Genomic DNA, 24605 nt, shown 5'->3' on the forward strand with positions numbered 1-24605 from the left:
CACAGAAAAAGGCCCCGGTCGCGAGACCGGGGCCTTTGAGTTTTCAGGGTCGCGTCGCGCTCAGTATTTCGGTGGCTTGGCCGGCGCGGGCGGGGCTGGCGGCTTGGGCGGCTTCGGCGCGGCCCAGGAGGACATGGCCTTCTCGCCCTCGGCCTGGGCGCGGGCGGCCTCGGCCTGGGCGCGTTTGAAGTCGACGATGACCCGGATCTGGCGGCCGCGTCCGTCGCAGCGATGGACGCTGAGACCGCGGGGCAGGCGGGTCGAAGCGTCGCCGCAGGCCTCGTCCAGCTGGTCCTGGTCCAGGCCCACGGCGCCCGACAGGTCGGCTCCTCCGAGCACGGAGCCCGACAGATCCGCGCCGCTCAGATTGGCGCCATGGAAGGTGGCGCCGCGCAGGGCGGCATTGTTGAACTCGGCGCCGCGCATGTCCGCGCCGTCGAAACGGGCGTTGACCAGGCTGGCGCCGTTGAACTCGGCGTTGCGGAAGTTGCCGCCACGGGCGTTGACCGCCTCCATGTTGGCGCCGTTCAGTTCGGAGGTGGACAGGTTGGCCTTGGACAGATTGGCCGAAACCATGTTGGCGCCGTGCAGCTCGGACGACGACAGGTCGACTCGGGTCAGGTTGGCGTTCTGGAAGTTGGCGCCGCTGCTCTCGACGCCCGACAGCCGGGCGTCGGTGAAGTTGGCGTTCTGGAAGTTGGCGCCGCGCATCTCGGCCCCGCGCATGTCCGAGCGGGTCAGGTCGGCGCCCTGGAAGTTGGAGCCGTAGAAGGCCGCGCCGCGCAGGTCGGAGCCGATCAGGATGGCCTTGGCGAAATTGGCGCCGGTGAACTTGGCGCCGGTCAGCTTGCGGCCCGACAGCTCGCAGCTGACGCACATGCCGCCGAACGACACCAGACGGGCGACGTCCTTGTCCTCGGGACCGGCCTGGGCCTGTCCGGCCAGGGCCGCGAAGGCCAGCGTCAGAACCGCGAGTGAGGCGCCCATGCGGGACATCGAAATCTCCTACCAGCCAATACGCGACTGCATGAGTTACGATTTGGGGCCGCGAGCGACCGGGCGCCACTTAAATCGCGGTAATGACAGCAACTTAACGGCAACCGGGGATGGAAAGACCGCGCGGCAAACGGGTGGAATCGTCGCCGCAGGCCCGGTTCAGCTGGCCCTGGGACAGGCCGGTGGCGCGGTCCATCTCGGCGCCTGAAAAGTTCACGCCGGTCAGATTGGCCCCGGCGAAATTGGCGCCTTCGAGGAAGGCTCCCACGAAGCTCGCATGGGTCAGGTCGGCCCGGGCGAAGCTGGCGCCGCCGAACACGCCGCCATAGGCGTTGACGTCGCGCAGGTCGCCGCCGGCGAAACTGGCCCGGTTCATCACCACGGTCGAGAGATCCGCCTGGCGCAAACGGGCCTTGGACAGATTGACGCCGCGCAGGGTCAGGTTCGACAGGTCGGCCTGGAAGAGATTGCAGCCGGGGCAGCTGGCGCCGTTGCGAACACGGGCGATCTGGCCGGCGTTCTGGGCCACGGCCGGCGCGGCGCTCGCGAGGGCGGCGGCGCTCATGGCCAGGGCGGCGAGGCGGGCGATCGGTGTCATTCTGAAACGCATCCTGGCGACTATCGACGCAAGGACAATGGCCCAGCAACCTTAAGGCCAGACGAACAAGCCCGCATGGGCGGGCTCAGGTCGCCGGCTCGGAGCGGTTGGATTGCGCCCCGCAGCTGTCGCAGACGGTGATGGCGCCGCGCTGGGTCAAGGCGATGTCGCCGCACGCCGGGCAGAAGTCGGCTTGGCTACTGGCGGCCCGTCCGGTCTCCTCGGCCTTGCGACCGCCAAACGGCAGGAACACCAGATTGTCCGTGGCCGCGCCGCGCGAGAAGCCCTTGGAGATGAACTTGCTGGCGGGCAGGGGCTCGGTCTCGAGGTCGGGCGCATCGGCCTTGCCGTGGCCCAGGCCGTCGGCGTTGAACTCCTGCGGATCGGCGTTGGCCAGATCGTCGCGGCCCAGATACGAAACCCCCAGCTCGCGGAACACGTAGTCGAGGATCGAGGTCGCCGACTTGATCGAGTCGTTGCCTGTCACGGGCCCGGCCGGCTCGAAACGCGTGAAGACGAAGGCGTCGACAAATTCGTCCAGCGGCACGCCGTGCTGCAGGCCCAGCGACACCGCGATCGCGAAATTGTTCATCAGGCTGCGGAAGGCGGCGCCTTCCTTGTGCATGTCGATGAAGATCTCGCCGACCTCGCCGTCATCGTATTCGCCGGTGTGCAGGTAGACCTTGTGGCCGCCGACCGCCGCCTTCTGGATGTAGCCCTTGCGGCGATCCGGGAGCTTGCGACGCGAGCGGTCGCGCTCGACGATCTTCTCGACGACCCGCTCGGTAACGATCGGGTCTCGAGCCGGCTGGCGCGGCGCCTCAACGGGCTCTTCAGGCAGGTCGAGACGGAAGTCGGCAGGCGGATCGGCGCGGTGCAGACGCAAGGCGCGCACACCGGCGCGGGCGGCGGCGGCCTGAAGTCGGGCGCCGTCGACGGGGCGGGCGTCGAACGGCAGATGCAGGACAACCGGGACCGGCAGGCAGGCAAAAGTCTCCACAGCGGCGACCATGGCCAGCCGGTCGGCCAGGACCGGCGCCTCCGCCGAGAGAAACACGGCCCGGACTTCTGCGCTGAGGGCCTCGCAATCCGAGAGCAGTCCGGTCCCAAGCGCATGGTGTTCGGCGGCGAGGATTTCGGCGGGCGAGAAGCCGGCGAAGGCCAGGGTGTCGAAATCAGCTTGCGCCATGGCCCGCGCGGGCGCGCCCAGCACGTCGCCGAGGAAGCCCGCGCCGACAACAGCGGGAGCGAAAGCCTGTCGCAGGCCGCCTGCCGAGCGGAGCGCGTCCTCGACCTGTTCGATTTCGTGGGCCGTGAAGCCCCGCGCTTGCAGGATGCCGTGATCAATGGCGGGCGAGTCGATCAGCGAGCCATGGCCCAGCGCATGGCGGCGGGCGGCGTCTAGATCGGCCTTCGCGCCAGAGAGGCAGTCGAACGCCGCGGCGCTGAACGAGGGCACCAGCAGTCCATCAGCCGTCTGGGTCGTTGACACGGGCGCGGCGACGCCCGCCCAGCCCATCGGTCGGCCGCCAAGCCGCAGAGCGGCTTCCGGATCCTCGAAGGCGGCGACCAGAGCGCATGACCTCAGGCCGTGTTTCTTGGCCAGGCCGTGGGCCATGGCCAGGGCCGTGGCGGCTTCCGAAGCCAGGGGCGAGCGGAGCGCGGCGGCGCGCACCCGCCGTTCGGCCAGGCTGCGCAGCACGACCTGTCGATCCTGGGTGAAAGCGGGCTCGGCGCCCAGGCTCGCGGCAGCTTCGGCGCTGGCGGCCAGGGCCGAGCCGACGGTCAGGGCCCAAAGCGCCGCGGCGCCATCCCGGCCATCGCTGCTCGCCAGCGAAAGTCCCTGGGCCAGCAGCCAGTCGCCGACGCCGGCCAGGCCCAGCAAGGCGGGGCGATCGCTGCGCTCGATCTCAAGCGCGGTCGCCCAGATGTGCACGGCGTAGGTGAAGCCCTGAATGTCGAAGGCTTCGTCAGACTGAAAGGCGGAGGCGTCGATGGCTGCTCCGAATGCCGCCCCCCTGGACAGCGCTTCGGCGTCTTCCAGCGACAAGGTCAGCGTCAGGGCGTTGGTTTCCCAGCCGACCTGGGCGGCGAAGCTGGCGTTGTCGTCTCCAGCCGACACCGTCGCCCGCGAACCCGAGGCGACCATGCGGGTCTCTGGTTGAGGGATGCTGTCGACCAGAGGCGTCCGGGGCGCGCCGACAAGCGCAATGGCGTCCGAGATCATCCGGTCATCGGCGCCAAGATCCCGGGCGCGACGGGCGGCGCGGGCCAGGGCGCTGTTCTTGTGCGGATCTGCGCAAGCCCGAGCGTCGCCGTGGCAACGCTGCACGGCGTCACCCACTTGGGCGAGGGCGACATCCAGACGCGCGGCGGCCATGCGGGATAGTGCATGACTGCGCCGGCGACCCAGCTGGTCATCAGCGACCTGCCGGAATTCGATCTCGGCGATGTCGGGCAGGTGCTCCAGCGCTGGAACCGACGTGGTCGGCGTCGCGACGCCACTCAGCATCGTCGCCAGCAGAGCGTCACGGAACGCCCCTGCGTCTGCAGCGTCCGCGAACAGACCCTTGGCCAGCCCGAGCTTGGCGAGACGTTCGGCATATCGGGCGGGTCCGCCGCCCAGCGGAGTGTCTGGATCGATCGGTTCACCGGCCCAGTCCAGCCAGGCCTCAACACGCGCATCGGTCCAGGTCGTCGGGGCCATGACCTCGACGACAGAGTTGCTGCGCTCAAGCTCGCGTCGTTCCGCCCGCAGGGGCTGATCGACATATCCGGACTGACTGCGCATGGGCGATTCCGCGGCTGGGCGCCAAGAGAGACCCAATCTAGATCGCTGGCTGACGCCCTTCAATAGATGTTGGGGCCAGCAAGCATACGGTCCACAAGATGTTGAATTTCAGGCGATGGGTCAGATGCTGGACGCTACGGGCTGGCCGCCCTATAGTCCGGCCGCTTCGTCGCGTTCACCGCGACAGGGAAGTCCTTGCAAATTCGGGTGCAAACGTAGTGCTGAAAGCGATCTTCACGTGGTGGAACGGCGCGACCCTGGGTCAGCGGTTCCACATTGGCCGTCGCGGCGTGTTCGTGGGCCAGGACGATTTCGGCAACCGCTACTTCGAGGCCCGCGACGCCAGCGACAGCTATGACGCTCATAAGCGCCGCTGGGTGATCTATGATGGCTACGCCGAGGCCTCCAAGGTTCCGGCGGAGTGGAGCGGCTGGCTGCACTACACGTTCGACGAGCCGCCGACCACGAACCCGCTGCCCCGCCGCAGCTGGGAAAAGGATCACATTCCCAACCTGACCGGGACGGTTCACGCCTGGCGTCCTAAGGGCTCCCTGACCCGCGGCGGCAAGCGCGCCGTGGCGACCAGCGACTACCAGCCCTGGAAGCCGGAATAGGCCCGATGCGGCGCGGAGCGATCCTCAGCGCGTCGGTTCTGGCAATCAGCCTGACGATGGTCGGCGTCGCGTCCGCGCGTCAGTCGACCGCGCCGATCGCCCCGCAAGCGCCGACGGCTCCGGTCGCGCCGACGCCGGACGCGCCCCAGCCGCGCGCGGCCGTTCCGGCCCCGCAGTCCGATCCCCAGGTCCAGCAACCGGTCGTCAAACCCGCCACCACCAAGGCAGTCACGCCGGCCAAGCCTGCTGAACCGGCCAAGCGTGGCCGCTCGTCAGTCGCCATCATCCAGGCGCTGGACAAGGTGACGACCGAGACGATGCGCTTCGAAGCGCCCGTCGGTCAGCCCATTCGCTACAAGACCCTGATCTTCACTGTTCGGGCGTGCGAAACCTCGGCTTCAGACGAGGTCGCGCCGGAGTCGACGGCCTATGTGATGGTCGACACCCAGCCCAAGGCCGTGGCCGGACGGGTCGCCCCTCCGGGACGTCAGGTCTACAAGGGCTGGATGTACGCCAATTCGCCGGGCATGAACCCGCTGCAGCATCCGGTCTATGACGCTTGGCTGATCGCCTGCAAAACGTCAGCGCCCGTCGCGCCGGCCGAGAAGCGGTAGAAGTCGGCCTGGGCCGGCCAGGCCTTGACCAGGCGACGCCGATAGTCGGCGCGAGCGATCTCAACCGCGCCAAACTGCAGCAGATGATCGGTGATGAACTGGGTGTCGAGCAGCCGATAGTCGCCAACCTTGAGTCGCGCCACCAGGTGGGCCAGCGCCACCTTGCTGGCGTCGCGCTCAGTGGAGAACATGCTCTCGCCGAAGAACGCCGCGCCCAGTGATACGCCATAGAGGCCGCCGACCATCTGGCCGTCTCGCCAGCATTCGACGGAATGGGCCAAGCCGCGGGCGAAAAGTTCGCCATACAGCTGCTGGATCGGCGCATTGATCCAGGTCTCCAGTCGGCCTGGACGAGACGTCGCGCAGGCCTCGACCACGGCGTCGAAGGCGCTGTCGACGCGAACCTGAAAGATGTCGGAACGAACGGTGCGCGCGAGCCGACGGGGAATGTGCACGCTGTCCAGCGGCAACACGCCCCGTCGCTCGGGATCGATCAGGAAGATGCTCTCGTCATGACGCGCATCGGCCATCGGAAAGACGCCGCGCTCGTAACAACTGATCAGATCATCGACCGTGAAGGCGTCCATGCGCGCCCTGCCAGCCCTAGCCCTGCGCCTTGATCCAGCGCTCGAGCCAGTGGATGTCGTAGTCACCCGCCAGGATGTCCGGTTGCACCAGCAAGTCCTGGAACAGCGGGATCGTGGTTTCGATGCCACCGACGACCATCTCGCCCAGGCAACGCTTCAGGCGCGCGATGCACTCCTGACGGTCGCGGCCGTGGACGATCAGCTTGCCGATCAGGCTGTCGTAATAGGGCGGGATCGCATAGCCGGTATAGATCGCCGAATCCAGGCGAACACCCAGTCCACCCGGTGCGTGGAAGTCAGTGATCGTGCCGGGCGAAGGTGTGAAGGTTCGCGCGTTCTCGGCATTGATCCGGCATTCGATGGCGTGGCCTTCGAAAACCACCTCGGCCTGGGTGAAGGACAGCGGCAGGCCCGCTGCGATGCGGATCTGCTCGCGCACCAGGTCGATGCCGGTGATGGCTTCGGTGACCGGGTGTTCGACCTGCAGACGGGTGTTCATCTCGATGAAGAAGAACTCGCCGTTCTCCCACAGGAACTCGATGGTGCCGACGCCCAGATAGCCGATGGCCTTGACCGCATCGACGACGATCTTGCCGATCTTGGCGCGATCGGCCGCGCCAAGAGCGGGTGAGGGGGCTTCTTCCAGAACCTTCTGGTGGCGGCGCTGCAGCGAGCAGTCGCGCTCGCCCAGATGCACCACGTTGCCATGGCTGTCGGCGATGACCTGGATCTCGATGTGGCGCGGCTTCTGGAGGTAGCGCTCCATATAGACCGTGTCGTCGCCGAAGGCCGCCCGCGCTTCCGAGCGAGCGGTGGAAACCGCTTCGGCCAGATCTTCACGCGTCTGGGCGACCTTCATGCCGCGACCGCCGCCGCCCGAGGCGGCCTTGATCAGCACGGGGAAGCCGATCATGTCGGCGGCCGCAAAGGCCTCTTCCTCGGTCGCCACGCCGCCGTCGGAACCGGGAACGACGGGGATGCCGGCGTCCTTCACGGCCTGCTTGGCGGTGATCTTGTCGCCCATCATCCGGATGTGTTCCGGCTTGGGACCGATGAAGGTGAAGCCGTGTGCGCCGACGATCTCGGCGAAGCGGGCGTTCTCGGAGAGGAAGCCGTAGCCGGGGTGGACCGCCTGGGCGCCGGTGATCTCGCAGGCGGCGATGATCGACGGGATGTTCAGGTAGCTCTTGGCGGCGGGGGCGGGGCCGATGCAGACGCTTTCGTCGGCCAGGCGCACCCACATGGAGTTGGAGTCGGCCTCGGAGTGGACCGCCACGGTGGCGATGCCCATTTCCTTGCAGGCGCGGTGAACCCGGAGCGCGATCTCGCCCCGGTTCGCGATCAGGATCTTGTCAAACATGATCGTTACTCGATGACGACGAGCGGCTCGCCGAACTCGACGGGCTGGGCGTCACCGACGAGGATTTCGACGACCTTGCCGGCCTTGGGGGCCGAAATCGGGTTCATCGTCTTCATGGCTTCGACGATCAGCAGGGTCTGGCCTGCGGCGACGGTGTCGCCAACCTTGATGAAGGCGTCGGCGCCCGGCTGGGGCGACATGTAGACGGTGCCGACCATCGGCGACTTGACCAGATCGCCCGCCGCGCGAGCGGCGGGCGCTGCCGGAGCAGCGGCTTCAGCGACCGGAGCGGCAACCTGCGCGGGCGCGGCCTGCGGGGCATAGGCCTGAGGGGCCTGGACATAGGTGGTGGCTGCGGCGGCCACGGTCAGTTCGCGGGCCACGCGGATCTTGAGGCCGGCATGCTCGACCTCGATTTCGCTCAGGCCGGTGTCCTTCAGGATGTCAGCGAGTTTGCGGACCAGGCGGGCGTCGATCGACGGAGTCTCGACCGGATCGGCGGAAGCCTTGGGATTGGACATTGAAGCTACCTTGTTCTCTTGGCTCGCGGCGACTGAACGCCGGCGGGCTGGACCTAGTTCGCGCCGATCAGGCCGATAGCGGCCTCGATCGCCAGTTCATAACTCGCCGCGCCGAAACCGGAGACGATCCCTGTGGCCGCCAGCGAGACATACGTATGGCGACGGAATTCCTCCCGCGCCGCCGGGTTGGACAGGTGGCACTCGATCACCGGAATGCTCAAGGTTTTGAGCGCGTCCAGCAAGGCGATCGAGGTGTGGCCATAGCCTGCCGGGTTGATGATCAGGGCGGAGGCAGACAGACGCGCCTCCTGAACCCAGTCGATCAGTTGGCCCTCATGGTTGGATTGCCGGAAGACCACCGAATGGCCATGCAAAGCCGCACGCGCATCGCAGCGCGCCCGGACATCGTCCAGCGTGTCCTTGCCATAGATCTCGGGCTCACGCGTTCCCAACAGGTTGAGATTGGGGCCGCTCAGCACATGGATCGGGTTTACCATTCGGCTCCGCCGTCGATTCCGAAGGTCTTGTATAGCCGGTTCTGCCGGGTCACAAGCAGCGCTCGCTCAGGAGGTGAGATGAAGCTTTTTCTGAATGGGGACGAGCGGGAGATCTCCGAGGTTTCCAGCGTCGCCGATCTGGTCGCCGCGCTGGGTCTCGACTCGCGAAAGGTGGCCGTGGAACGCAATCTGGAGATCGTGCCGCGGTCCACCTATGCCGAAACGGCGCTGACCGATGGCGATCGCATCGAGATCGTTACATTTATCGGTGGCGGCTGACCTCGAGGTTTGAAACCGCGCCTGACGGGGCGTAAACCAGCCGCATGAACGCGCATATTTCCCACGACTCCGCCCTGACGTCCGACGATAGCTGGACCGTCGCTGGCCGCACCTTCACCTCGCGCCTGATTGTCGGCACGGGCAAGTACAAGGACTATGCGACCAACGCCGCCGCCGCCGAGGCGGCCGGAGCCGAGATCGTGACCGTGGCTGTCCGCCGCGTGAACCTGACCGACCCCACCCAGCCGCTGCTGGTCGACTACATCAAGCAGGACCGCTTCACCTATCTGCCGAACACGGCGGGCTGTTTCACCGGCGAGGACGCCGTGCGGACGCTGCGCCTAGCCCGCGAGGCCGGCGGCTGGGATCTGGTGAAACTGGAAGTGCTGTCCGATCCCAAGACCCTCTATCCCGACATGGAAGAGACCCTGCGCTCGCTGAAGCTGCTGGTCGCCGAGGGCTTCCAGGTGATGGTCTATTGCTCGGACGATCCGGTCTATTGCCGCAAGCTGGAAGAGGCCGGCGCCGTGGCGATCATGCCGCTGGGGGCGCCGATCGGCTCGGGCCTGGGCATCCAGAACCGCGTCAACCTGCGGATCATCATCGAGAACGCTGGCGTGCCCGTGCTGGTCGACGCCGGGGTTGGCACGGCCTCGGACGCCGCGATTGGCATGGAGCTGGGCTGCGACGCCATCCTGATGAACACCGCGATCGCCGAGGCCAAGGATCCGATTCGGATGGCGCGTGCGATGAAGCATGCCGTCATCGCAGGCCGGGAAGCCTATCTGGCCGGCCGGATGCCCAAGCGGATGTACGCTGATCCCAGCTCGCCGCTGGCGGGGCTGATCTAGGCTTTAACGTCGACCAATGCGCCTTTCTGGATCTTGTCCTTGTCGTCGCCCAGAACCTGCTGTTTGACCATTTCCTTGATCTGATCCTCGATCTTCTGCCGCTCCTTGGGGTCCATCGCCTTCAGCTCCTCCTCGGTTACCCCGAGCTTGCTGAGCATGGCCGTTCGCATTTTCTGCGCCGGGGTCAGCTTGGCGTAGTCGAGGAATTCGTCCTTGGCCGACTTCGGACCTGCGGCGCTGACTCCTTCGATCGGGCTGGTCGAAGCCGTCGGCGCGGTGGCGGCGTTGAGCCGCGCCAAGGCCGATGCGCCGAGCGAGGCCAGGATGCTGGTGGAACCGGAAACAAGCATGGGAACTCCCACCTCAACAAAGGTAGGATTTTCTTCGCAAGCTTCATGCAAGTCTGGTCTGAATTTAAGCCTTAAATTTCAGAGCCTTGCTGAAGTCCTCCCGGCGTAAGACCAGATCTCGGCAAGGTTTGCCATGCAGATCATGCCGGCTGCTCCGATGATGCCCTAGCCCTTCTTGAGCGTCGCGGCCTGGGTCTTGGCGATCGCCAGTTTCAGAGCTTGCATGTCCGCGCCGGGGATCACCGTATCGCCGATGATGAAGGCGGGGGTGCCTTCGATCGCAAGGGACTGGGCCAGACCATGGGTGTCTGCCAGATGCTGCGTGACGCCGGCAGAGGCGCCAACGGCGCGGGCCTTGGCGACATCGATGCCAAGGCCCGCCGCGATGCGGTAGGCGCCGGCCTCGTCCAGGCTCTTCTCGGCCATGAGCGCCTGGTGCAGTTGCAGCGCCTTGCCCTGCTGCCTGGCGCCCAGCATCAGTCGCGCGGCGGCTTCGGAATCGCGACCAAAGATCACGAAATCCTTGAACACGAAACGCACGTCCGGATTTTCGGCGATCAGCGTGAGCACCTCGGGGGCGGCGACCCGGCAATAGCCACACTTGTAGTCGAAGAACTCGGTGACGGTGACCGACCCGTTGGGATTGGCCACGAAGTCGCGCGGGTCTCGCTCGATCGCCTGACGATACTGGCCGATGGCCTTGCGACCAGCCTCCGCCGTCTTGGCCGCCTGCTTCTGTTCCAGCTTTGCGCTGACCTCAAGCAGCACCTCGGGATGCTCCAGAAGATAGGCGCGAACCTTGTCGCCGAATTCCTTGTCGGGTTTGGCCGGCGCGCAGCCGCCCAGGAGCAGGCCCGACAGGGCGAGCGAAGCGGCGAGGGCGCCGGCGCGGCGGGACAGGGTCATGACGGTCTCGAAATCGGGGTTCTGGATCAGCGGCGGAAGACGGACTGGGTCGCGCCTTCCTTGGCCAGATCCTTGAGGTCCTGGTTGCTGGGACGTGAGGCCAGGACGATGTCGGTGGCGCGCCGCCATTCGGGCGTGTCCTTGGTCAGAAGTTCGCGGGCGCGCATGGCGAAGACCCGGGCTTCCTGGGGCGCGCCCATGGAGAAGTACTGCTCTGCCGTGGCCAGGCGGGCGTCGCCGTCCTTGCCCTGCTTGTCATAGGCCTGGGCCAGCAGACGCCAGGTCACGGCGTTGTCGTTGTCGTTCAGCAAGGCGCGCTTCAGTTCGCGCACGCCTTCCTCGACCTTGGCGGGCTCTTTCTGATTGATCAGGGTCTGGCCAAGATTGATGCGCAGCAGCGGCGCGTCAGGCTTGAGCGCCACGGATTTGCGTTGTGGCTCTTCAGCTAGATCGACGCGGTTGAACTCAAACAGGATCTGCCCTTTCAACTCCCACAGGTAGGGATTGTCCGGCTGCTCCGTCAAAAGGGCATCGATTTGGCTCAGAGCCCGATCGGGCTCTTTCATCTGGTAGTAGGCGATGGCGCGGGCGTAACGAGCCGGATAGCTGCGATCCTTCTCCTTGTATTTGATCAGCGCCGACTGAGGGTTCATGAACCCCTCCAGCTTGGCCTTCATGATTTGGTGTTGGGCCAAGTCGTCTGGGCTATCGACCTGTTCATAGTGGGGGAGACGCTCTACGCGGCTGCGCAAGGTCTCAATCCGCTCCGATGACAGGGGATGGCTGCGGAAATAGGCGAACCGCCGTGATTGGTCGAATACCTCCTGATAACGGAAGTTGTCGAAAAACTCGACGAGGCCTCGACCCGATTGGCCGGTGGCTTCCAGAAGTGTAGCGCCTGCTTGGTCGGCGCGGCCTTCCTGCTCGCGGCTGTAGCCCAGCGCGCCGAGTTGGCCGAAATAGCTGGCGTTGCCCAGCAGCACTGCGCCAGCGTCGGGCGCACCGGCCAGGGCGGCCAGAACCCCCAGACCCATTGTCAGGATCATGGGCTTAAGGCCGGCCCTCATCATGTCGCCGGAGCGGAACGAGTGGCCTGCCTGAAGGTGGCCGACTTCGTGAGCGATCACGCCCCGCAGTTGGTTGGGGTTCTCTGACTGGCGGATCAGGCCGGTATAGATTCCCATGGTGCCCGGCGCGGCGAAAGCCTGCAGATCCTTGCTGCCGACCAGAAGGATATGCACGGATTTCGGATCCAGGCCGGCGGCCTGAAAAATCGGTGTCGAGTCCTTGAGGAGGATTTCCTCGATTTCGGTGTCGCGGATCAGGGACGGGCCGTCCTGAGCCGCGGCGGGGAGAGGCGTCGAGACACTGACTGTTGCGATCATCGCAACGGAGCAGAGGGCTCGAAACCTTTTTTCAGCCCACGGCGTGCGGGAGGTCATCCAACGTCTCCAGTCGCGCCCCCGCGATCGAGGCGAGTGTAGCGTGGAATTTGGCGGCCTGTGAACCACCGCCGTCATTCCGCGTCACTCGCATATAGGCGTCGTGGACGGCCGGACCAGTGTCCGACCGTCCACGATCTTTCATCAGCCCCGGCGCCACCAGCCGCCGCGCGGCTTGGCGGGCGGCGCGAGGATCTCGGCCGGGTCCGGCTCAGCCGGCTCCAGGACCTTCTCCGCGACCGGCGCCGGTTCGGGGGCAAGTTGCGGCGCGGACGCCGCGATGGGAGTGGGGGCGACGGGTGCTTCGGCCACGACCTCGACGGGCGCCTCGACCACGACCGGTTCGGCGACCACCTCAGGGGCGGCCGCTTCTTCGGCGGCGGACTCGATTACGGCGTCAGCGGCCGGAGCGTCGCCCTTGCGACCACGCGTGCGGGGGCGGCGGGCCTTCTTGGGAGCTTCGTCACCCGGAGCGGGCAGTTCGACCCAGATGTCGCTGGGCGGAGCTTCCGCCACGACCGCCGGGATGGGCGGCAGTTCGACGTCGGCCAGGGCTTCGACCGGCGCGGGGCGCGCTTCACGCTCGCCACGGCCGCGACCACGGTTGCGGCTGGAACGACCTTCCGAGCGATCACCGCGCTCGGCCCGTTCCGCACGCTCGGGACGCTCGGCGCGTTCCGGTCGCTCGGCTTGCGGCGCGGGCGCCGACTGTTCGGGTGCAGGACGGCGCTGTTCGCCGCCACGACCATCCAGAGCGGCCGGATCGTGCCAGGCAAAGGCGCTGTCGCCGAACGGGACACGGGGACGGATCCAGACAAAGGCGTCGGTCGGACGATCACCGTCCTCGCGACCGCCACGACGGCCGCCACGACGTCCACGGCGGCGGCGGCGGCGACGGGCTTCCTCGTCCTCGCCTTCCACGGCGAAGTCACCGCGATCGGCATCGCCGTCCTCGTCGCCCTCGGCGTCGTCGGCGGCTTCGACCTCGCCCTCGGGCGCGGCGTCGACGTCATCGCGACGTCCGCGACGGCGGCGCTTGCGCTTGCGGTTGCGATCGCCTTCGTCTTCCGCAGCTTCGACACCCGGCTTGCCGCGCGGCGCGGCGCGAACGGCCGAGGCGTCATCGTCGGTGTCTTCGCGTTCGACCGCCTCGTCGTCGAAGATTTCCTCGTCTTCATCTTCGTCCTCGTCGTCATAGACCTCGTCTTCGAAGTCGTCGTCCGACACGGGCGGCGGGGCGATGGCGATGCGTTCGCCAAGCTCGGTGCGCTCGATCTCGTTCTCGGCGGCGTGCAGGCTCTCGTCGACCAGCACGGTCACGAACAGGCCGTGGGTCTGCTGCAGGCGAACCAGATAGGCGCGCTTTTCGTTGAGGATGTAGATGCCGACGGCGCGCGAGACCTTCAGGGTGATCGCGCCGCTGCCCTTCAGGGCCTCGACCTCGACAGCCCGCAGAGCGGCCAGGGCGCTGGACTCGACAGAGCGGACGCGGCCGGTGCCTTCGCAGTGTTCGCAGACGTGGGTAGTGCCTTCCAGCACGCCGGTACGGCGACGCTGGCGGCTGATTTCCATCAGGCCAAAACCGCTGATCTTGCCCATCTGGATACGGGCGCGATCGTCCTTCAAAGCGTCCTTGAGGACCTTCTCGACGGAGCGGTTGTTCTTGCCTTCATCCATATCGATGAAGTCGATGACGATCAGGCCGGCCAGGTCGCGCAGGCGCAGTTGGCGAGCGGCTTCCTCGGCGGCCTCGGTGTTGGTCTTCAGCGCCGTGGCTTCGATGTTGCGCTCGCGCGTCGCCTTGCCCGAGTTGACGTCGATGGCGACCAGGGCTTCGGTCTGGTTGATCACCAGATAGCCGCCAGACCGCAGGGGCACGACCGGCGAATAGATCTGCGCCAGGTGGTCCTCGATGCGGTGCTTGACGAACAGCGGCGCCGGATCGCGGTAGTGGAAGACCTTCTTGGCCTGGCTGGGCATCAGCATGCGCATGAAGTCGCGCGCTTCCTTGAAGCCGGCCTCGCCCTCGACCCAGATGCCTTCCAGCTCCTTGTCGTACATGTCGCGGATGGCGCGTTTGACGAGGTCTTCTTCCTCGTAGATCAGCGCCGGCGCCACCGAGTGCAGCGTGGTCTCGCGGATGTTTTCCCACAGGCGCAGCAGGTAATCGTAGTCGCGCTTGACCTCGGCCTTTGTGCGCTTGGCGCCGGCCGTGCGGATGATCAGGCCCATGCCCTGCGGCACATCCAGGCTCTGAACGACGCTCTTGAGGCGCTTGCGGTCGGTCACCGTGGTGATCTTGCGGCTGATGCCGCCGCCACGGGCGGTGTTGGGCATCAGGACGCCATAGCGACCGGCCAGCGACAGATAGGTCGTGAGCGCCGCGCCCTTGTTGCCGCGCTCTTCCTTGACCACCTGGACCAGCATGATCTGCCGGCGGCGGATCACTTCCTGGATCTTGTACTTGCGCATCAGGCGGCGCTTGCGGCGCGCCAGTTCTTCCTCGACGGCGTCTTCCTCGTCGTCGACGTGATCGCCGTCCTCGTCATCGCGGCGCGTCGAGACGTGGTCGTCTTCGTCGTCGTGCGAATCATCGCGCATCAGCGCTTCGCGGTCGGCGACCGGAATCTGGTAGTAATCCGGATGGATCTCGTTGAAGGCGAGGAACCCGTGGCGGTTGCCGCCATATTCGATGAACGCAGCCTGGAGGCTGGGCTCAACGCGGGTCACCTTGGCGAGATAGATATTTCCGCGAAGCTGTTTGCGGGTCTGGCTTTCGAAATCGAATTCTTCAACCCGGGTTCCGTCCACGACGACCACACGCGTCTCTTCGGCGTGTGCTGCGTCGATCAGCATCTTCTTCGACATTAAGGGAATCTCCACGGCGCACGGCGGGCTCTTGGCCCGGTCGCCGAAATGAAAGACAGGCGCGCGCGTCACCGCCCGTCGCTCCGCCAGTGCGGTTGCGAGAGGTCGGATGCCAATGGCGGACGGGTGCGGCGCAGCCCATGAGGTTTCTGTTCTCTCCACCGCGCCGTGAGGCGCGGACTGGATGGTTTACCGGGTCGCGCCGGAATGACGCTGATCGGAGGGCGCGTCGTCGCCGGGAAGGCGGAGAGCCCGACGCGGGCTCTGCGGACCGGCCCTGCGGCAGGCGTCTGCCTGCGAACGAAGGATCGATCCTCGGATAACTCGTCTAGTCGCGGCGCACGGAACGAAAGAGGCGAAAGGCTTCGATCGTCTCGCGGTCGCTCGCGCGAGCTTCCATGACGATCACGTCGCTCGCACGCAGGTGAATTGTAGCAACATCGCGAGGCAAAAGGAAAGCGCTGGACAACAAGGTCAGGTTTAACGCTTTCGCTACCCGGCGTGACGGATATTGACGGCTGGTTCACCGGCTCCGGATTGCTTGGGCGAGGGATGCGTAGAGTTCTCATCGGGTTAGCGCGAACGGGCTGGTTGAGGGCGGCGTTAATCGTCGGCGGCCTAACCGTGGCTGGCGTCGCTGTGGCTACCGCTCAGGGCCCCGCGCCAGCCGCTGGCGTTCAGAAAGTCCGCTTCGGCGGCGATCGGGCTGAAACCCGCGTTGTCATTGATCTTGATCGCGCCGCCGTGGGGCGTCTGATCGCCGACGGCGCTCTGGATCAACGTATTGTCATCGGACTGCCCAATGTTTCGGTCTCGGGTGACCTGCAGGGTGCGGGCCAGGGCCTGGTCAAGCGCTGGGTCATCGACGAGGCCGGCGGCGGCGCGCGCCTTCGTCTGGACCTGTCCGGCCGGGCCGAGGTTCGTCGACGCTTCCTGCTGCCGCCCGGCGACGGCGCCACGGCCTATCGCTATGTCATCGATCTGAAAGCCACCGACGGCGCCGCGCCTGTGGCAGCGCCGAAGCTCACCCTGGTTTCCAACCCGGTGAAGGCCGCGCCGCTACGGCTGAAGAAGGTGATCGTCATCGACGCCGGTCACGGCGGCAAGGATCCGGGCTCGCTGGGCGCATCGGTCTATGAGAAGGATGTCACGCTCGCCGCCGCCAAGGCGCTGAAGACTCGTCTGGAGAAGTCCGGCCGCTTCCAGGTGGTGATGACCCGCGAGACCGACACCTTCATTCCGCTGGAAGCGCGCGTGCAGATCGCCCGTCGCGCTGACGCTGATCTCTTTATCTCCATGCACGCAGATTCCGGTCCCGACGTCGCAACGCGCGGGGCCAGCGTCTACACGCTGTCGGAAAAGGGCACCGAGCGCGTGGCGCGGGTGCTGGAAAAGGACGACTGGCTGATGAAAGCCAGCCTGCCGGGCCGCGATCGCGCCGTCAGCCAGATCCTTCTGGACCTGTCGCAGCGCGCCACCAAGAATCGCTCGGCGGCCTTCGCCCAGCTTCTGCTGGAGCGGGTGGGCGAGGAGACGCCGCTGCTGCGTCGCAGCCATCGCGACGCGGGCTTCATCGTGCTGCTGGCGCCCGATGTTCCGGCCGTGCTTCTGGAGATGGGCTTCATCACCAACCTCGACGACGAGCGTCTGTTGAGCAATCCCGCCAGCCGGGCCCGGGTGGTCAATGCCGTCGGCGACGCCATCGAGTCCTATTTCGCCGCCCAGATCCGCAAATCCTGACACGTGCGCGCCGTTGGCGCCCGTGGCGATGCAGGCTAGAGGCTTGAGGCAGAGTCCGGGCGCGAGGGTGCGGCCGCAAAACCGCTTACACTTTTGTGGAACGGGCTCTAGAGGATGAGAGCAGGGCGGGCGAGTGTGCGTCGTCCGACGGAGGCCCCGTGGATCTGAAACCCACCGAACGATGGATGGCCATCGCCGGCGTAGCGGTGCTTTCCGCGATCGCCGTGGCGGGCTTCGCGATCGCGATCTACGCGGCGTGGCTGTTTCACGACATGCCCGACGCCGGCGAGCTGCAGGACTATCGTCCGCCGACGGCGACGCGCGTCTATGCGTGGGACGGCACTCTGATCGGCGAGTACTCCAAGGAACGCCGGATCTTCGTTCCCTATGACCAGATCCCGCCCCAACTGGCCCAGGCCTTCATGGCCGCCGAGGATCGCAACTTCTTCCGCCACAGCGGTGTCGACGTGGGCGGCTTCTCGCGCGCCATGCTCAAGAATGTAGGCAATGCCGCGCGCGGCAAGCGCCTTGAGGGCGGATCGACGATCACCCAGCAGGTCGCCAAGAATGTCCTGCTGACCAGCGACGCCACGGTCGGTCGCAAGTTCAAGGAAGCCATCCTCGCGCATCGCCTCGAGCAGTCGCTCGACAAGCAGCAGATCCTTGAGCTGTACCTGAATGAAATCTGGCTGGGCTACCGCTCGTTCGGCGTCGGCGCGGCCTCGTACAACTATTTCGGCAAGTCCCTGCCCGAACTGACCCTGGCCGAATGCGCCTATCTGGCGGCGCTGCCCAAGGGCCCTGACAACTATCATCCGATCCGCAACAAGGCCAAGGCCAAGGCCCGGCGTGACTGGATCCTGGGCCAGATGGCCGAACTGGGTTGGGTGTCCCAGGCCGACGCGCAGAAGGCCATGGCCGAGGATCTGGTCGTCCAGGCCGCGCCCAAGCGCGCGGCCTATCGTGACGCCGACTATTTCGTAGAGGAAGTGCGCCAGCGCGGCGTCGCCACCCTCGGCCCGCGCCTCAGCGAGGGCGGCTATTACATGCGCACGACGCTGGATCCGCGGATGCAGACCGCCGCCCGCGTCGCGTTGATGGATGGTCTCGAAAAGTACGACCGTCGCCACGGTTGGCGTGGCGCCTGGGGACATGTCGAGGCCAGTGACGCCGACTGGGAAAAGGCCGCCCGCGCCAAGAGCCCGCCGGCCGAACGCCAGGGCTGGCGGGCCGCCGTGGTCGTTTCAGGCGATGGCCGGGTACGACTGGTCAAGAATGAGGGCGAAGGCGCCATCGTCGGCGAAGACATGACTTGGGCCCGTGCGGGCAAGGGTCTGAAGCCCGGCGACCTGGTTTTCGTCGAGAAGGTTGAGGGGGCGTCAAGCTACCGCCTGCGCCAGGTGCCCGCCGTCAACGGCGCCCTGGTGGCCATCGAGCCCTATAGCGGCCGCGTGGTCGCCTTGGTCGGCGGTTACAGCTTCTCGCTCTCCAACTTCAATCGCGCCACCCAGGCGATGCGTCAGCCGGGCTCGGCCTTCAAGCCGTTCGTCTATGCCGCCGCTCTTGAAAATGGCTACACGCCGGCCAGCGTCGTGGTCGACAGCGCCATCACCTTCAAGGGGGCGAACGGCGAGGACTGGAGCCCGGAGAACTATCACAAGGAGTTCTACGGGGCTCAGCCCCTGCGCAAGGGCCTGGAGCAGTCGATCAACGCCATGACCGTGCGCCTGGCGCAAAGCGTCGGCATGAAAAAGATCATCGAGTTATCCAAGCGCACCGGCGTGGTGCGCGACATGCAGCCGGTGCTGGCCATGGCGCTGGGCGCGGGAGAAACCACGCCCTTCAAGCTGACCTCGGCCTATGCGCCGTTCGTCAATGGCGGTCGCCGCGTGGAGCCGCACCTGATCGAGTTGGTGCAGGACCGCGAAGGCAAGGTGATCTTCCGCGCCGACAAGCGTGACTGCGTCCGCTGCACGGCCGGCTTCAACGGCGACGAGAGCCCGCGCTTCGACGCGCCGGGCGAGCAGGTCATGGATCCGGTCACGGCCTATCAGATCACCTCGATGCTGCAGGGCGTGGTTCAGCGCGGCACGGCGGCGGCGGTCAGTTCTCTGGGGCGTCCCCTGGCGGGCAAGACGGGAACCACCAACGAGTACCGCAGCGCCTGGTTCGTCGGCTATTCGCCTAACCTGGTCGTCGGGGTCTTCATCGGCTTTGACGACAACCGCTCGCTGGGCGAAGGCGAGACCGGGGCCGCCGGTCCTGTGCCGGTGTTCATGGACTTCATGCGCGAAGCGCTGAAGGGCCAGCCCGTGGTTGACTTCAAGCCACCCAAGACCGCCAAGTTCGCCATGGTGCGCGGGATACGGGAAGCCTTCCGACCGGGGACCGAGCCCAAGACCGAGACGCCGGCCGCAGCGGCAGGACCGCAACCCTATTCGGACGCCTGGCCCAATGGCGTGCCCACCGGCGCCAACAACGCCGCCGACGCCGCAAGGCCACCGCCAAAGGCTCCTGACCCGCTCAGCGGTCTGTACTGATCCATCATCGGCGTTGCGCCGATCTCCGACGCGGGCTATCTCCCGCGCCCTTTCTTTTTGTCACGGAGTAACGTGATGCGACCGGATGTTGAGGCCTCTGCGGCCGACATCGAGCAGTCCGTGGGACTGCTCAGGAGGCGTCTTTGACTGGGATGCCGCACTTCGAAAGCTCGATGAGCTGAATGCCCGGGTCGAGGACCCGACCCTTTGGGACAAACCCGCCGAAGCCCAGGCCGTCTCGCGCGAGCGCGCCAGCCTGTCAGCGCGCGTCGAGGCCGTGCAGGTGCTTGAGCAGGGCCTGAAGGACGCGCTGGAATATGCCGAGCTGGCCGACATGGAGGGCGACGACGCCCTTCTGGAGGACGCCCGCGCCCAGCTGAAGGACCTCAAGGACCGCGCGGGTCGCGCCGAGCTGGAAGCCCTGCTTTCGGGCGAGGCTGACGGCAACGACTGCTATGTGGAAATCAATTCCGGGGCCGGCGGCACCGAGTCCTGTGACTGGGCCGGCATGTTGCTGCGGATGTATTCCCGCTGGGCCAACGCCCACAAGATGACGGTCGAGCTGGTTGAAGAAACCTCCGGCGATCAGGTCGGCATCAAGTCCGCGACCCTGCTGATCAAGGGCCAGAACGCCTATGGCTGGTTGAAGACCGAGGCCGGCGTTCACCGTCTGGTGCGCATCAGCCCCTATGACGCCGCCGCCAAGCGCCATACATCGTTCGCCTCGGCCTGGGTCTATCCGGTGGTCGATGACACCATCGAGATCGAGATCAATCCGTCAGACGTGCGCACCGACACCTATCGCGCCAGCGGCGCCGGCGGCCAGCACATCAACAAGACCGACTCGGCGGTGCGTCTGACGCACATTCCGACCGGCATCGCCGTGGCCTGCCAGGCCGGTCGCTCGCAGCACCAGAACCGCGAAGAAGCCTGGAAGATGCTGCGCGCGCGCCTCTACGAGGCCGAACTGCAGAAGCGGGAAGCCGCCCAGCAGGCGCTGGAAGACCAGAAGACCGATATCGGCTGGGGTCACCAGATCCGCAGCTACGTCCTGCAGCCCTACCAGATGGTCAAGGACCTGCGGACCAACGTCGAGACCTCCGACACCCAGGGCGTGCTGGACGGCGATCTGGACGAGTTCATGGGCGCCTCGCTGGCCCAACGCGTCGGCGCCACGCGCGACGCCTAGCAGCGCAGCCGGAATGCAAAACGCCCCGGAGTGATCCGGGGCGTTTTTCTTTGATCTCTATGGCAGGCTCAGGCCGGCTTGGCCTGCGCCTCGGCCGTCGCTGCAAGCACCGGCGTCGGGGCCGGCTGAGGCGCAGGGCGCTGGAACTTCAGGCTGCGGCCCTGGAAGAAGGCGCCGGTTTCCATCGCCAACTGCTCGTGGGTGATATCACCGTCGATATAGGAGGTGCCGTAAAGGCGGACCTGCTTGGAGGTGATCGCGCCCACCACCCGGCCGCGAACCTCGACGGCCTCGGCATAGACCGAGCCTTCGACATGGCCGGTTTCGCCGACGGTCAGGCGGCCAACGCGGACATCGCCTCGGACCACGCCGTCGATCTGCAGTTCCCCGTCGCCGGTGACGCCGCCTTCGATGGTGATATCAGCCGAGATCAGCGAAGCGACCTTGGGCGCGACCTTGCGCGTTGAGTCTACGGAGGCGACGGGCATGGGCAGGGGCTCGATCTTGCTCGGGCCGCGCGCCGGGGTCTTAGTTTGCTTGCTGAACATACTCACCAGCCTTCAAAAAGCGATTTGGGTTCTGCGCCCTGCCATTGGCCCAGACTTCATAGTGCAGGTGCGGGCCGGTGGACCGACCCGTCGAGCCCATGGCCCCAACGCGCTGACCAATCGCGACTCGTTCGCCGACGCGCACTGAAATCGCTTGAAGGTGAGCATAGCGCGTCTTGAAGCCGCCGCCATGGTCGATCTCGATGGTGTTGCCGTAGCCCGATCGCACGCCGGTGAACGAGACCACCCCCGGCGCGGTCGACATGATCGGGGTGTAGAACGCGCCCGGGAAGTCCAGGCCCGAATGGAAGGCCGGCCGGCGCGTGAAGGGGTCGAAGCGGACGCCGTAGCTGCTGCTCATCGCCGGATTGCTGGTCGGGCGGAAGAAGGGAAGCTTCTGGGCGGCGGCGTTCAGCGAGCGCATGTCCGACATGTCGGTGGCGGCGCGGTGAATGCGGGTGGCGAATTCTTCATCGACGTCGAGCACGGCGGCGAGGGCGCGCGGATCCCGGGCTTCGATCAGCGGACCACCGAGCGAGACGCCCCGACCGGTATAGTTGCCGGCGTCGAGGCCGGCCATGCGCATGGCCAGGCGAAGGCGTTCAGCGCGGCTCTTGGCGAAGGTCTCGGCGGCGTCGATCAGGCGCTCCTGATCCATCCGGGTGGCCTGGATGCGCTGGACCGGCGTTGCGGCCAGCAGGCGGGGCTTGGAGGTCTGCAGGGCCTGGGCGGCGCCGGGCACGCCCTTGAAGTCACTGACCAGCATGGCCAGGGCAGAGTGGCGCTTTTCAACCGAGGCGGCCAGTTCGTCGAGCGAACCGTTGGTGGCCGAGAGCTGGGCGACGGCGCTGTTCAGGCGCGCCTGACGGTCAGCGTTGAGGCGCTCGTAATAGGCGCGCTGCTTGATAACCTGCTGGTCGGTCGAGCTGACAGCCAGCGCATTGACCATCATAGCGGCCGTGCAGACACCCATCCACAGGGCGGCGCACCCGACAACCGTCGCGGCCAGAAGTTGCTTGTTGGTGGAAAAAACGTAGCCCCGCATCTCCCCGCCGGAGCGGATATAGAGATGTCTTTCAGGGAAAAGACCTTCGAGGGATTGCCGCAGTCGCTTGAAGCGTTTGATGGCCATCGCTCACGAAACCCCCGTTTTTAGAACACGGGGATATGCAACGATATTCCGCAGCCGCGCAAGGCTCTTCGCGCTCCAAGGGAGCGTGAGTCGGAAAATTGAGCATGCGGCCTCAAGCGTTAACGTCACCTGAACGCGATCGGCAAGGCCGTGGGTCGGGTAGCCGCCACTTGGATGAGGCGCGCGGCGCAAATACAACACCGCGGATGCGACTTGTTCCGTCCCCTTACTTCAGGGCCCTGGCCGCCGTGAGCACCGCCTTGATGTGGCCGGGCACCTTCACCTTGCGCCAGACTTCGCGGATCACCCCGTCGGCGTCGATCAGGAAGGTCGAACGATCGATGCCCATGTATTTGCGGCCGTACATGCTCTTTTCGACCCAGGCCCCATAGGTCTCGACGATTTCGCCGGTCGTATCAGCGGCCAGTTCGACGGTGAGGTCGTGCTTGAGGCGGAACTTGGCGTGCGAGGCGGCGCTGTCCTTGGAAACGCCGATGATCACCGCACCCACCTTGGCGAATTCCTCGACCTCGGACGAGAACTGCAGCGCCTCGGAGGTGCATCCCGAAGTGTCGTCCTTGGGATAGAAGTAGAGGACGATCTTCTTGCCCTTCAGGCTCGCAAGACTGACCCGACCGGTGTCGGTGGGCAGGTCGAACGCGGGGGCCTTGTCACCGGCTTGAAGCATCGTCTTTCTCCGTAACTCAGTTCTACGTCGATATTTCCAGCGGGCCCGGACTGCCTCTCTGAGGCGTCCGGGATGCCACCGGTCAGATGGGTTTGACCAGAACGATCTTCTTCTTGCCGGCCGCCAGCTTGACCACCCCGTCGATCAGGTCGGCTTCGGTGATCACGCGGTTGGCGTCGGGCTCGGCCTGGTCGTTGACCTTCACGCCGCCGCCCTGGGCCAGGCGACGGGCTTCGCCGCGCGAAGCGGCCAGACCGGCGTCGGCGAACAGATTGGCTAGCACGATCCCGGCTTTCAGATCCGCAGCGGGCACTTCGAAGGTCGGCAAGTCAGCCGAGGTCACACCCTGCTCGAAGGCCTTCTCGGCGGCGTCGCGCGCCGAACGCGCGGCGTCTTCGCCGTGCGCCATGCGGGTGGCCTCGTCAGCCAGAACCTTCTTGGCGTCGTTGATCTGGGCGCCCGGCAAGGCTTCCAGGCGGGCGATTTCGTCCAGGGGCAGGTCGGTGAACAGCTTCAGGAAGCGGCCGACGTCGGCGTCCTCGGTGTTGCGCCAGAACTGCCAGTAGTCATACGGGCTCAGCTGCTCGGCATTGAGCCACACGGCGCCCGACATGGTCTTGCCCATCTTGGCGCCCGAGGCGGTCGCCAGCAGCGGCGTCGTCAGGCCGTAGGCGGCCTTCTGATCCACGCGCCGGGTCAGCTCCACGCCGTTGAGGATATTGCCCCACTGGTCCGAGCCGCCCATCTGCAGCACGCAGCCGAACTTGCGGTTCAGCTCCAGGAAGTCGACCGCCTGCATCAGCATGTAGTTGAATTCGAGGAAGGTCATCGGCTGCTCGCGCTCGAGGCGCAGCTTGACCGAGTCAAAGGCCAGCATCCGGTTGACCGTGAAGTGCACGCCATAGTCGCGCAGGAACTGCACGTAGCCAAATTTGCTGAGCCACGCGTCGTTGTCGACCATGACGGCGTCGGTCGGACCGTCGCCGAAGGTCAGGAACTTGGCGAACACCGACTTGATGCCGGCGATGTTGGCCGCGATGTCGGCGTCCGACAGCAGCTTGCGGCTCTCGTCCTTGCCAGTGGGATCACCGACCTTGGTGGTGCCGCCGCCCATCAGGACGATCGGCTTGTGGCCGGCCTGCTGCAGGCGGCGCAGCATCATGATCTGGATCAGCGAGCCGACGTGCAGGCTGGGCGCCGTGGCGTCGAAGCCGATGTAGGCCGTGACGATCCCGCCGGCGGTCGCCGCGTCCAGTTCGTCCGGGTGGGTGATCTGGTGGATGTAGCCGCGCGCCTGCAGGGTCTGCAGGAATTCCGACTTGAACGAGGCGGGCGCGGACATGGATCGACTCTCTGGATGGGACGACTCTTGCGGAGACGGTGGGCCGTCTAGCACGGGCGGGGCTGTATGTGGCGAGGGTTTCATAAGGTCAGTCTCCGGATAAGGCCGGAGCGCCATGATCTTGTGAGACGCGACCCCGGCAGGGTGGCGAC

General features: G+C 66.2%; 23 protein-coding genes. 7 read left to right on the plus strand and 16 right to left on the minus strand.

Features of this window, described 5'->3' with window-relative positions:
* Positions 1-60 precede the first annotated feature (60 nt).
* From ACW17V_RS09220 to ACW17V_RS09230, 3 genes are all read right to left on the minus strand, one after another.
* Positions 61-996: a pentapeptide repeat-containing protein gene (locus ACW17V_RS09220; RefSeq protein WP_492108524.1), complete on the minus strand. Its 936-nt coding sequence runs from the start codon at positions 994-996 to the stop codon at positions 61-63.
* Between the two features lie 94 nt (positions 997-1090).
* Positions 1091-1594, minus strand: a complete 504-nt coding sequence (locus ACW17V_RS09225; protein ID WP_492108525.1) for a pentapeptide repeat-containing protein — start codon at positions 1592-1594, stop codon at positions 1091-1093.
* 85 nt (positions 1595-1679) lie between these two features.
* Positions 1680-4385: a TSCPD domain-containing protein gene (locus ACW17V_RS09230; protein ID WP_492108526.1), complete on the minus strand. Its 2706-nt coding sequence runs from the start codon at positions 4383-4385 to the stop codon at positions 1680-1682.
* A gap of 218 nt (positions 4386-4603) precedes the next feature.
* Between ACW17V_RS09230 and ACW17V_RS09235 the strand changes: the two genes are divergently transcribed.
* Positions 4604-4999: an NADH:ubiquinone oxidoreductase subunit NDUFA12 gene (locus ACW17V_RS09235; RefSeq protein ID WP_492108527.1), complete on the plus strand. Its 396-nt coding sequence runs from the start codon at positions 4604-4606 to the stop codon at positions 4997-4999.
* 5 nt (positions 5000-5004) lie between these two features.
* On the plus strand, positions 5005-5613 hold the full coding sequence (locus ACW17V_RS09240; protein WP_492108528.1) for a DUF2155 domain-containing protein: 609 nt from the start codon (positions 5005-5007) through the stop codon (positions 5611-5613).
* On the opposite strand, the gene aat is transcribed toward ACW17V_RS09240, so the two are convergent.
* Genes aat through ACW17V_RS09260 form a run of 4 tightly spaced genes read right to left on the minus strand, consistent with a single transcriptional unit; the run spans position 5550 to position 8578 of the window.
* Complete coding sequence (gene aat, locus ACW17V_RS09245; RefSeq protein ID WP_492108529.1) at positions 5550-6200, minus strand: leucyl/phenylalanyl-tRNA--protein transferase; 651 nt, start codon at positions 6198-6200, stop codon at positions 5550-5552. The genes ACW17V_RS09240 and aat overlap by 64 nt on opposite strands.
* Positions 6201-6216: 16 nt before the next feature.
* Positions 6217-7560, minus strand: coding sequence for an acetyl-CoA carboxylase biotin carboxylase subunit (gene accC / locus ACW17V_RS09250; RefSeq protein WP_492108530.1), 1344 nt, complete (start codon positions 7558-7560; stop codon positions 6217-6219).
* A gap of 5 nt (positions 7561-7565) precedes the next feature.
* Positions 7566-8081 carry an acetyl-CoA carboxylase biotin carboxyl carrier protein gene (accB, locus tag ACW17V_RS09255; RefSeq protein ID WP_492108531.1) on the minus strand — a complete coding sequence of 172 codons (516 nt, stop codon included), beginning with the start codon at positions 8079-8081 and terminating at the stop codon, positions 7566-7568.
* Between the two features lie 53 nt (positions 8082-8134).
* A complete protein-coding gene (locus ACW17V_RS09260; protein ID WP_492108532.1) occupies positions 8135-8578 on the minus strand; it encodes a type II 3-dehydroquinate dehydratase in 444 nt (147 codons plus the stop codon).
* A gap of 78 nt (positions 8579-8656) precedes the next feature.
* On the opposite strand from ACW17V_RS09260, the gene thiS reads away from it, so the two are divergent.
* Both thiS and ACW17V_RS09270 read left to right on the plus strand, forming a co-directional pair.
* Complete coding sequence (gene thiS, locus ACW17V_RS09265; RefSeq protein ID WP_419255542.1) at positions 8657-8857, plus strand: sulfur carrier protein ThiS; 201 nt, start codon at positions 8657-8659, stop codon at positions 8855-8857.
* A 44-nt stretch (positions 8858-8901) separates the two neighbouring features.
* The gene (locus tag ACW17V_RS09270) at positions 8902-9708 is read left to right on the plus strand and encodes a thiazole synthase (protein ID WP_492108533.1); all 807 of its coding nucleotides are present in this window, start codon (positions 8902-8904) and stop codon (positions 9706-9708) included.
* On the opposite strand, the gene ACW17V_RS09275 is transcribed toward ACW17V_RS09270, so the two are convergent.
* From ACW17V_RS09275 to ACW17V_RS09295, 5 genes are all read right to left on the minus strand, one after another.
* Positions 9705-10109: a hypothetical protein gene (locus ACW17V_RS09275; RefSeq protein ID WP_492108534.1), complete on the minus strand. Its 405-nt coding sequence runs from the start codon at positions 10107-10109 to the stop codon at positions 9705-9707. The two genes, ACW17V_RS09270 and ACW17V_RS09275, sit on opposite strands and share 4 nt — an antisense overlap.
* 114 nt (positions 10110-10223) lie before the next feature.
* On the minus strand, positions 10224-10964 hold the full coding sequence (locus tag ACW17V_RS09280; RefSeq protein WP_492108535.1) for a DsbA family protein: 741 nt from the start codon (positions 10962-10964) through the stop codon (positions 10224-10226).
* A gap of 26 nt (positions 10965-10990) precedes the next feature.
* Positions 10991-12406, minus strand: a complete 1416-nt coding sequence (locus tag ACW17V_RS09285; RefSeq protein WP_492108773.1) for a M48 family metalloprotease — start codon at positions 12404-12406, stop codon at positions 10991-10993.
* 144 nt (positions 12407-12550) lie between these two features.
* A complete protein-coding gene (locus ACW17V_RS09290; RefSeq protein ID WP_492108536.1) occupies positions 12551-15274 on the minus strand; it encodes an Rne/Rng family ribonuclease in 2724 nt (907 codons plus the stop codon).
* Positions 15198-15416 (minus strand): hypothetical protein, encoded by a 219-nt coding sequence (locus ACW17V_RS09295; RefSeq protein WP_492108537.1) that lies wholly within the window; start codon positions 15414-15416, stop codon positions 15198-15200. Before ACW17V_RS09295 ends, ACW17V_RS09290 begins: the two co-directional genes overlap by 77 nt.
* Positions 15417-15826: 410 nt before the next feature.
* Here ACW17V_RS09295 and ACW17V_RS09300 point away from each other — a divergent pair, with 410 nt between their 5' ends.
* The 3 genes from ACW17V_RS09300 (at position 15827) to prfB (ending at position 20743) form a co-directional block, all read left to right on the plus strand.
* Positions 15827-17014, plus strand: a complete 1188-nt coding sequence (locus ACW17V_RS09300; RefSeq protein ID WP_492108774.1) for an N-acetylmuramoyl-L-alanine amidase family protein — start codon at positions 15827-15829, stop codon at positions 17012-17014.
* Between the two features lie 158 nt (positions 17015-17172).
* Positions 17173-19554 carry a penicillin-binding protein 1A gene (locus ACW17V_RS09305; protein ID WP_492108538.1) on the plus strand — a complete coding sequence of 794 codons (2382 nt, stop codon included), beginning with the start codon at positions 17173-17175 and terminating at the stop codon, positions 19552-19554.
* Positions 19555-19629: 75 nt separating this feature from the next.
* Positions 19630-20743 (plus strand): peptide chain release factor 2 gene (gene prfB, locus ACW17V_RS09310; protein WP_492108539.1). Its coding sequence is split into 2 segments (ribosomal slippage): positions 19630-19698 and positions 19700-20743, totalling 1113 coding nucleotides; the frame shifts between segments, so codons are not numbered across the junction.
* 68 nt (positions 20744-20811) lie between these two features.
* Here the strand turns inward: prfB and ACW17V_RS09315 are convergent.
* The 4 genes from ACW17V_RS09315 to tyrS form a co-directional block, all read right to left on the minus strand.
* Positions 20812-21291, minus strand: a complete 480-nt coding sequence (locus ACW17V_RS09315) for a bactofilin family protein (protein ID WP_492108540.1) — start codon at positions 21289-21291, stop codon at positions 20812-20814.
* Entirely contained in the window at positions 21272-22423 is a 1152-nt protein-coding gene (locus tag ACW17V_RS09320; protein ID WP_492108541.1) for a M23 family metallopeptidase, read from the minus strand. Before ACW17V_RS09320 ends, ACW17V_RS09315 begins: the two co-directional genes overlap by 20 nt.
* A gap of 226 nt (positions 22424-22649) precedes the next feature.
* Complete coding sequence (locus ACW17V_RS09325; protein WP_492108542.1) at positions 22650-23111, minus strand: peroxiredoxin; 462 nt, start codon at positions 23109-23111, stop codon at positions 22650-22652.
* Positions 23112-23193: 82 nt separating this feature from the next.
* Positions 23194-24537 carry a tyrosine--tRNA ligase gene (gene tyrS / locus ACW17V_RS09330; protein WP_492108543.1) on the minus strand — a complete coding sequence of 448 codons (1344 nt, stop codon included), beginning with the start codon at positions 24535-24537 and terminating at the stop codon, positions 23194-23196.
* Positions 24538-24605 lie beyond the last annotated feature (68 nt).

The organism is Caulobacter sp. FV2ye17ST (genome assembly GCF_058680955.1).

Bases quoted from the DNA above. Each gene is read 5' to 3' on its own strand.
- ACW17V_RS09220 (WP_492108524.1), bottom strand. From the start codon at position 996: ATGTCCCGCATGGGCGCCTCACTCGCGGTTCTGACGCTGGCCTTCGCG.
- accC (WP_492108530.1), bottom strand. From the start codon at position 7,560: ATGTTTGACAAGATCCTGATCGCGAACCGGGGCGAGATCGCGCTCCGG.
- ACW17V_RS09325 (WP_492108542.1), bottom strand. From the start codon at position 23,111: ATGCTTCAAGCCGGTGACAAGGCCCCCGCGTTCGACCTGCCCACCGAC.
- accB (WP_492108531.1), bottom strand. From the start codon at position 8,081: ATGTCCAATCCCAAGGCTTCCGCCGATCCGGTCGAGACTCCGTCGATC.
- ACW17V_RS09295 (WP_492108537.1), bottom strand. From the start codon at position 15,416: ATGGGCTGCGCCGCACCCGTCCGCCATTGGCATCCGACCTCTCGCAAC.
- ACW17V_RS09225 (WP_492108525.1), bottom strand. From the start codon at position 1,594: ATGACACCGATCGCCCGCCTCGCCGCCCTGGCCATGAGCGCCGCCGCC.
- thiS (WP_419255542.1), top strand. From the start codon at position 8,657: ATGAAGCTTTTTCTGAATGGGGACGAGCGGGAGATCTCCGAGGTTTCC.
- ACW17V_RS09260 (WP_492108532.1), bottom strand. From the start codon at position 8,578: ATGGTAAACCCGATCCATGTGCTGAGCGGCCCCAATCTCAACCTGTTG.
- ACW17V_RS09240 (WP_492108528.1), top strand. From the start codon at position 5,005: ATGCGGCGCGGAGCGATCCTCAGCGCGTCGGTTCTGGCAATCAGCCTG.
- ACW17V_RS09290 (WP_492108536.1), bottom strand. From the start codon at position 15,274: ATGTCGAAGAAGATGCTGATCGACGCAGCACACGCCGAAGAGACGCGT.
- ACW17V_RS09320 (WP_492108541.1), bottom strand. From the start codon at position 22,423: ATGGCCATCAAACGCTTCAAGCGACTGCGGCAATCCCTCGAAGGTCTT.
- ACW17V_RS09315 (WP_492108540.1), bottom strand. From the start codon at position 21,291: ATGTTCAGCAAGCAAACTAAGACCCCGGCGCGCGGCCCGAGCAAGATC.
- aat (WP_492108529.1), bottom strand. From the start codon at position 6,200: ATGGACGCCTTCACGGTCGATGATCTGATCAGTTGTTACGAGCGCGGC.
- ACW17V_RS09270 (WP_492108533.1), top strand. From the start codon at position 8,902: ATGAACGCGCATATTTCCCACGACTCCGCCCTGACGTCCGACGATAGC.
- ACW17V_RS09285 (WP_492108773.1), bottom strand. From the start codon at position 12,406: ATGACCTCCCGCACGCCGTGGGCTGAAAAAAGGTTTCGAGCCCTCTGC.
- ACW17V_RS09300 (WP_492108774.1), top strand. From the start codon at position 15,827: ATGCGTAGAGTTCTCATCGGGTTAGCGCGAACGGGCTGGTTGAGGGCG.
- ACW17V_RS09280 (WP_492108535.1), bottom strand. From the start codon at position 10,964: ATGACCCTGTCCCGCCGCGCCGGCGCCCTCGCCGCTTCGCTCGCCCTG.
- ACW17V_RS09230 (WP_492108526.1), bottom strand. From the start codon at position 4,385: ATGCGCAGTCAGTCCGGATATGTCGATCAGCCCCTGCGGGCGGAACGA.
- tyrS (WP_492108543.1), bottom strand. From the start codon at position 24,537: ATGAAACCCTCGCCACATACAGCCCCGCCCGTGCTAGACGGCCCACCG.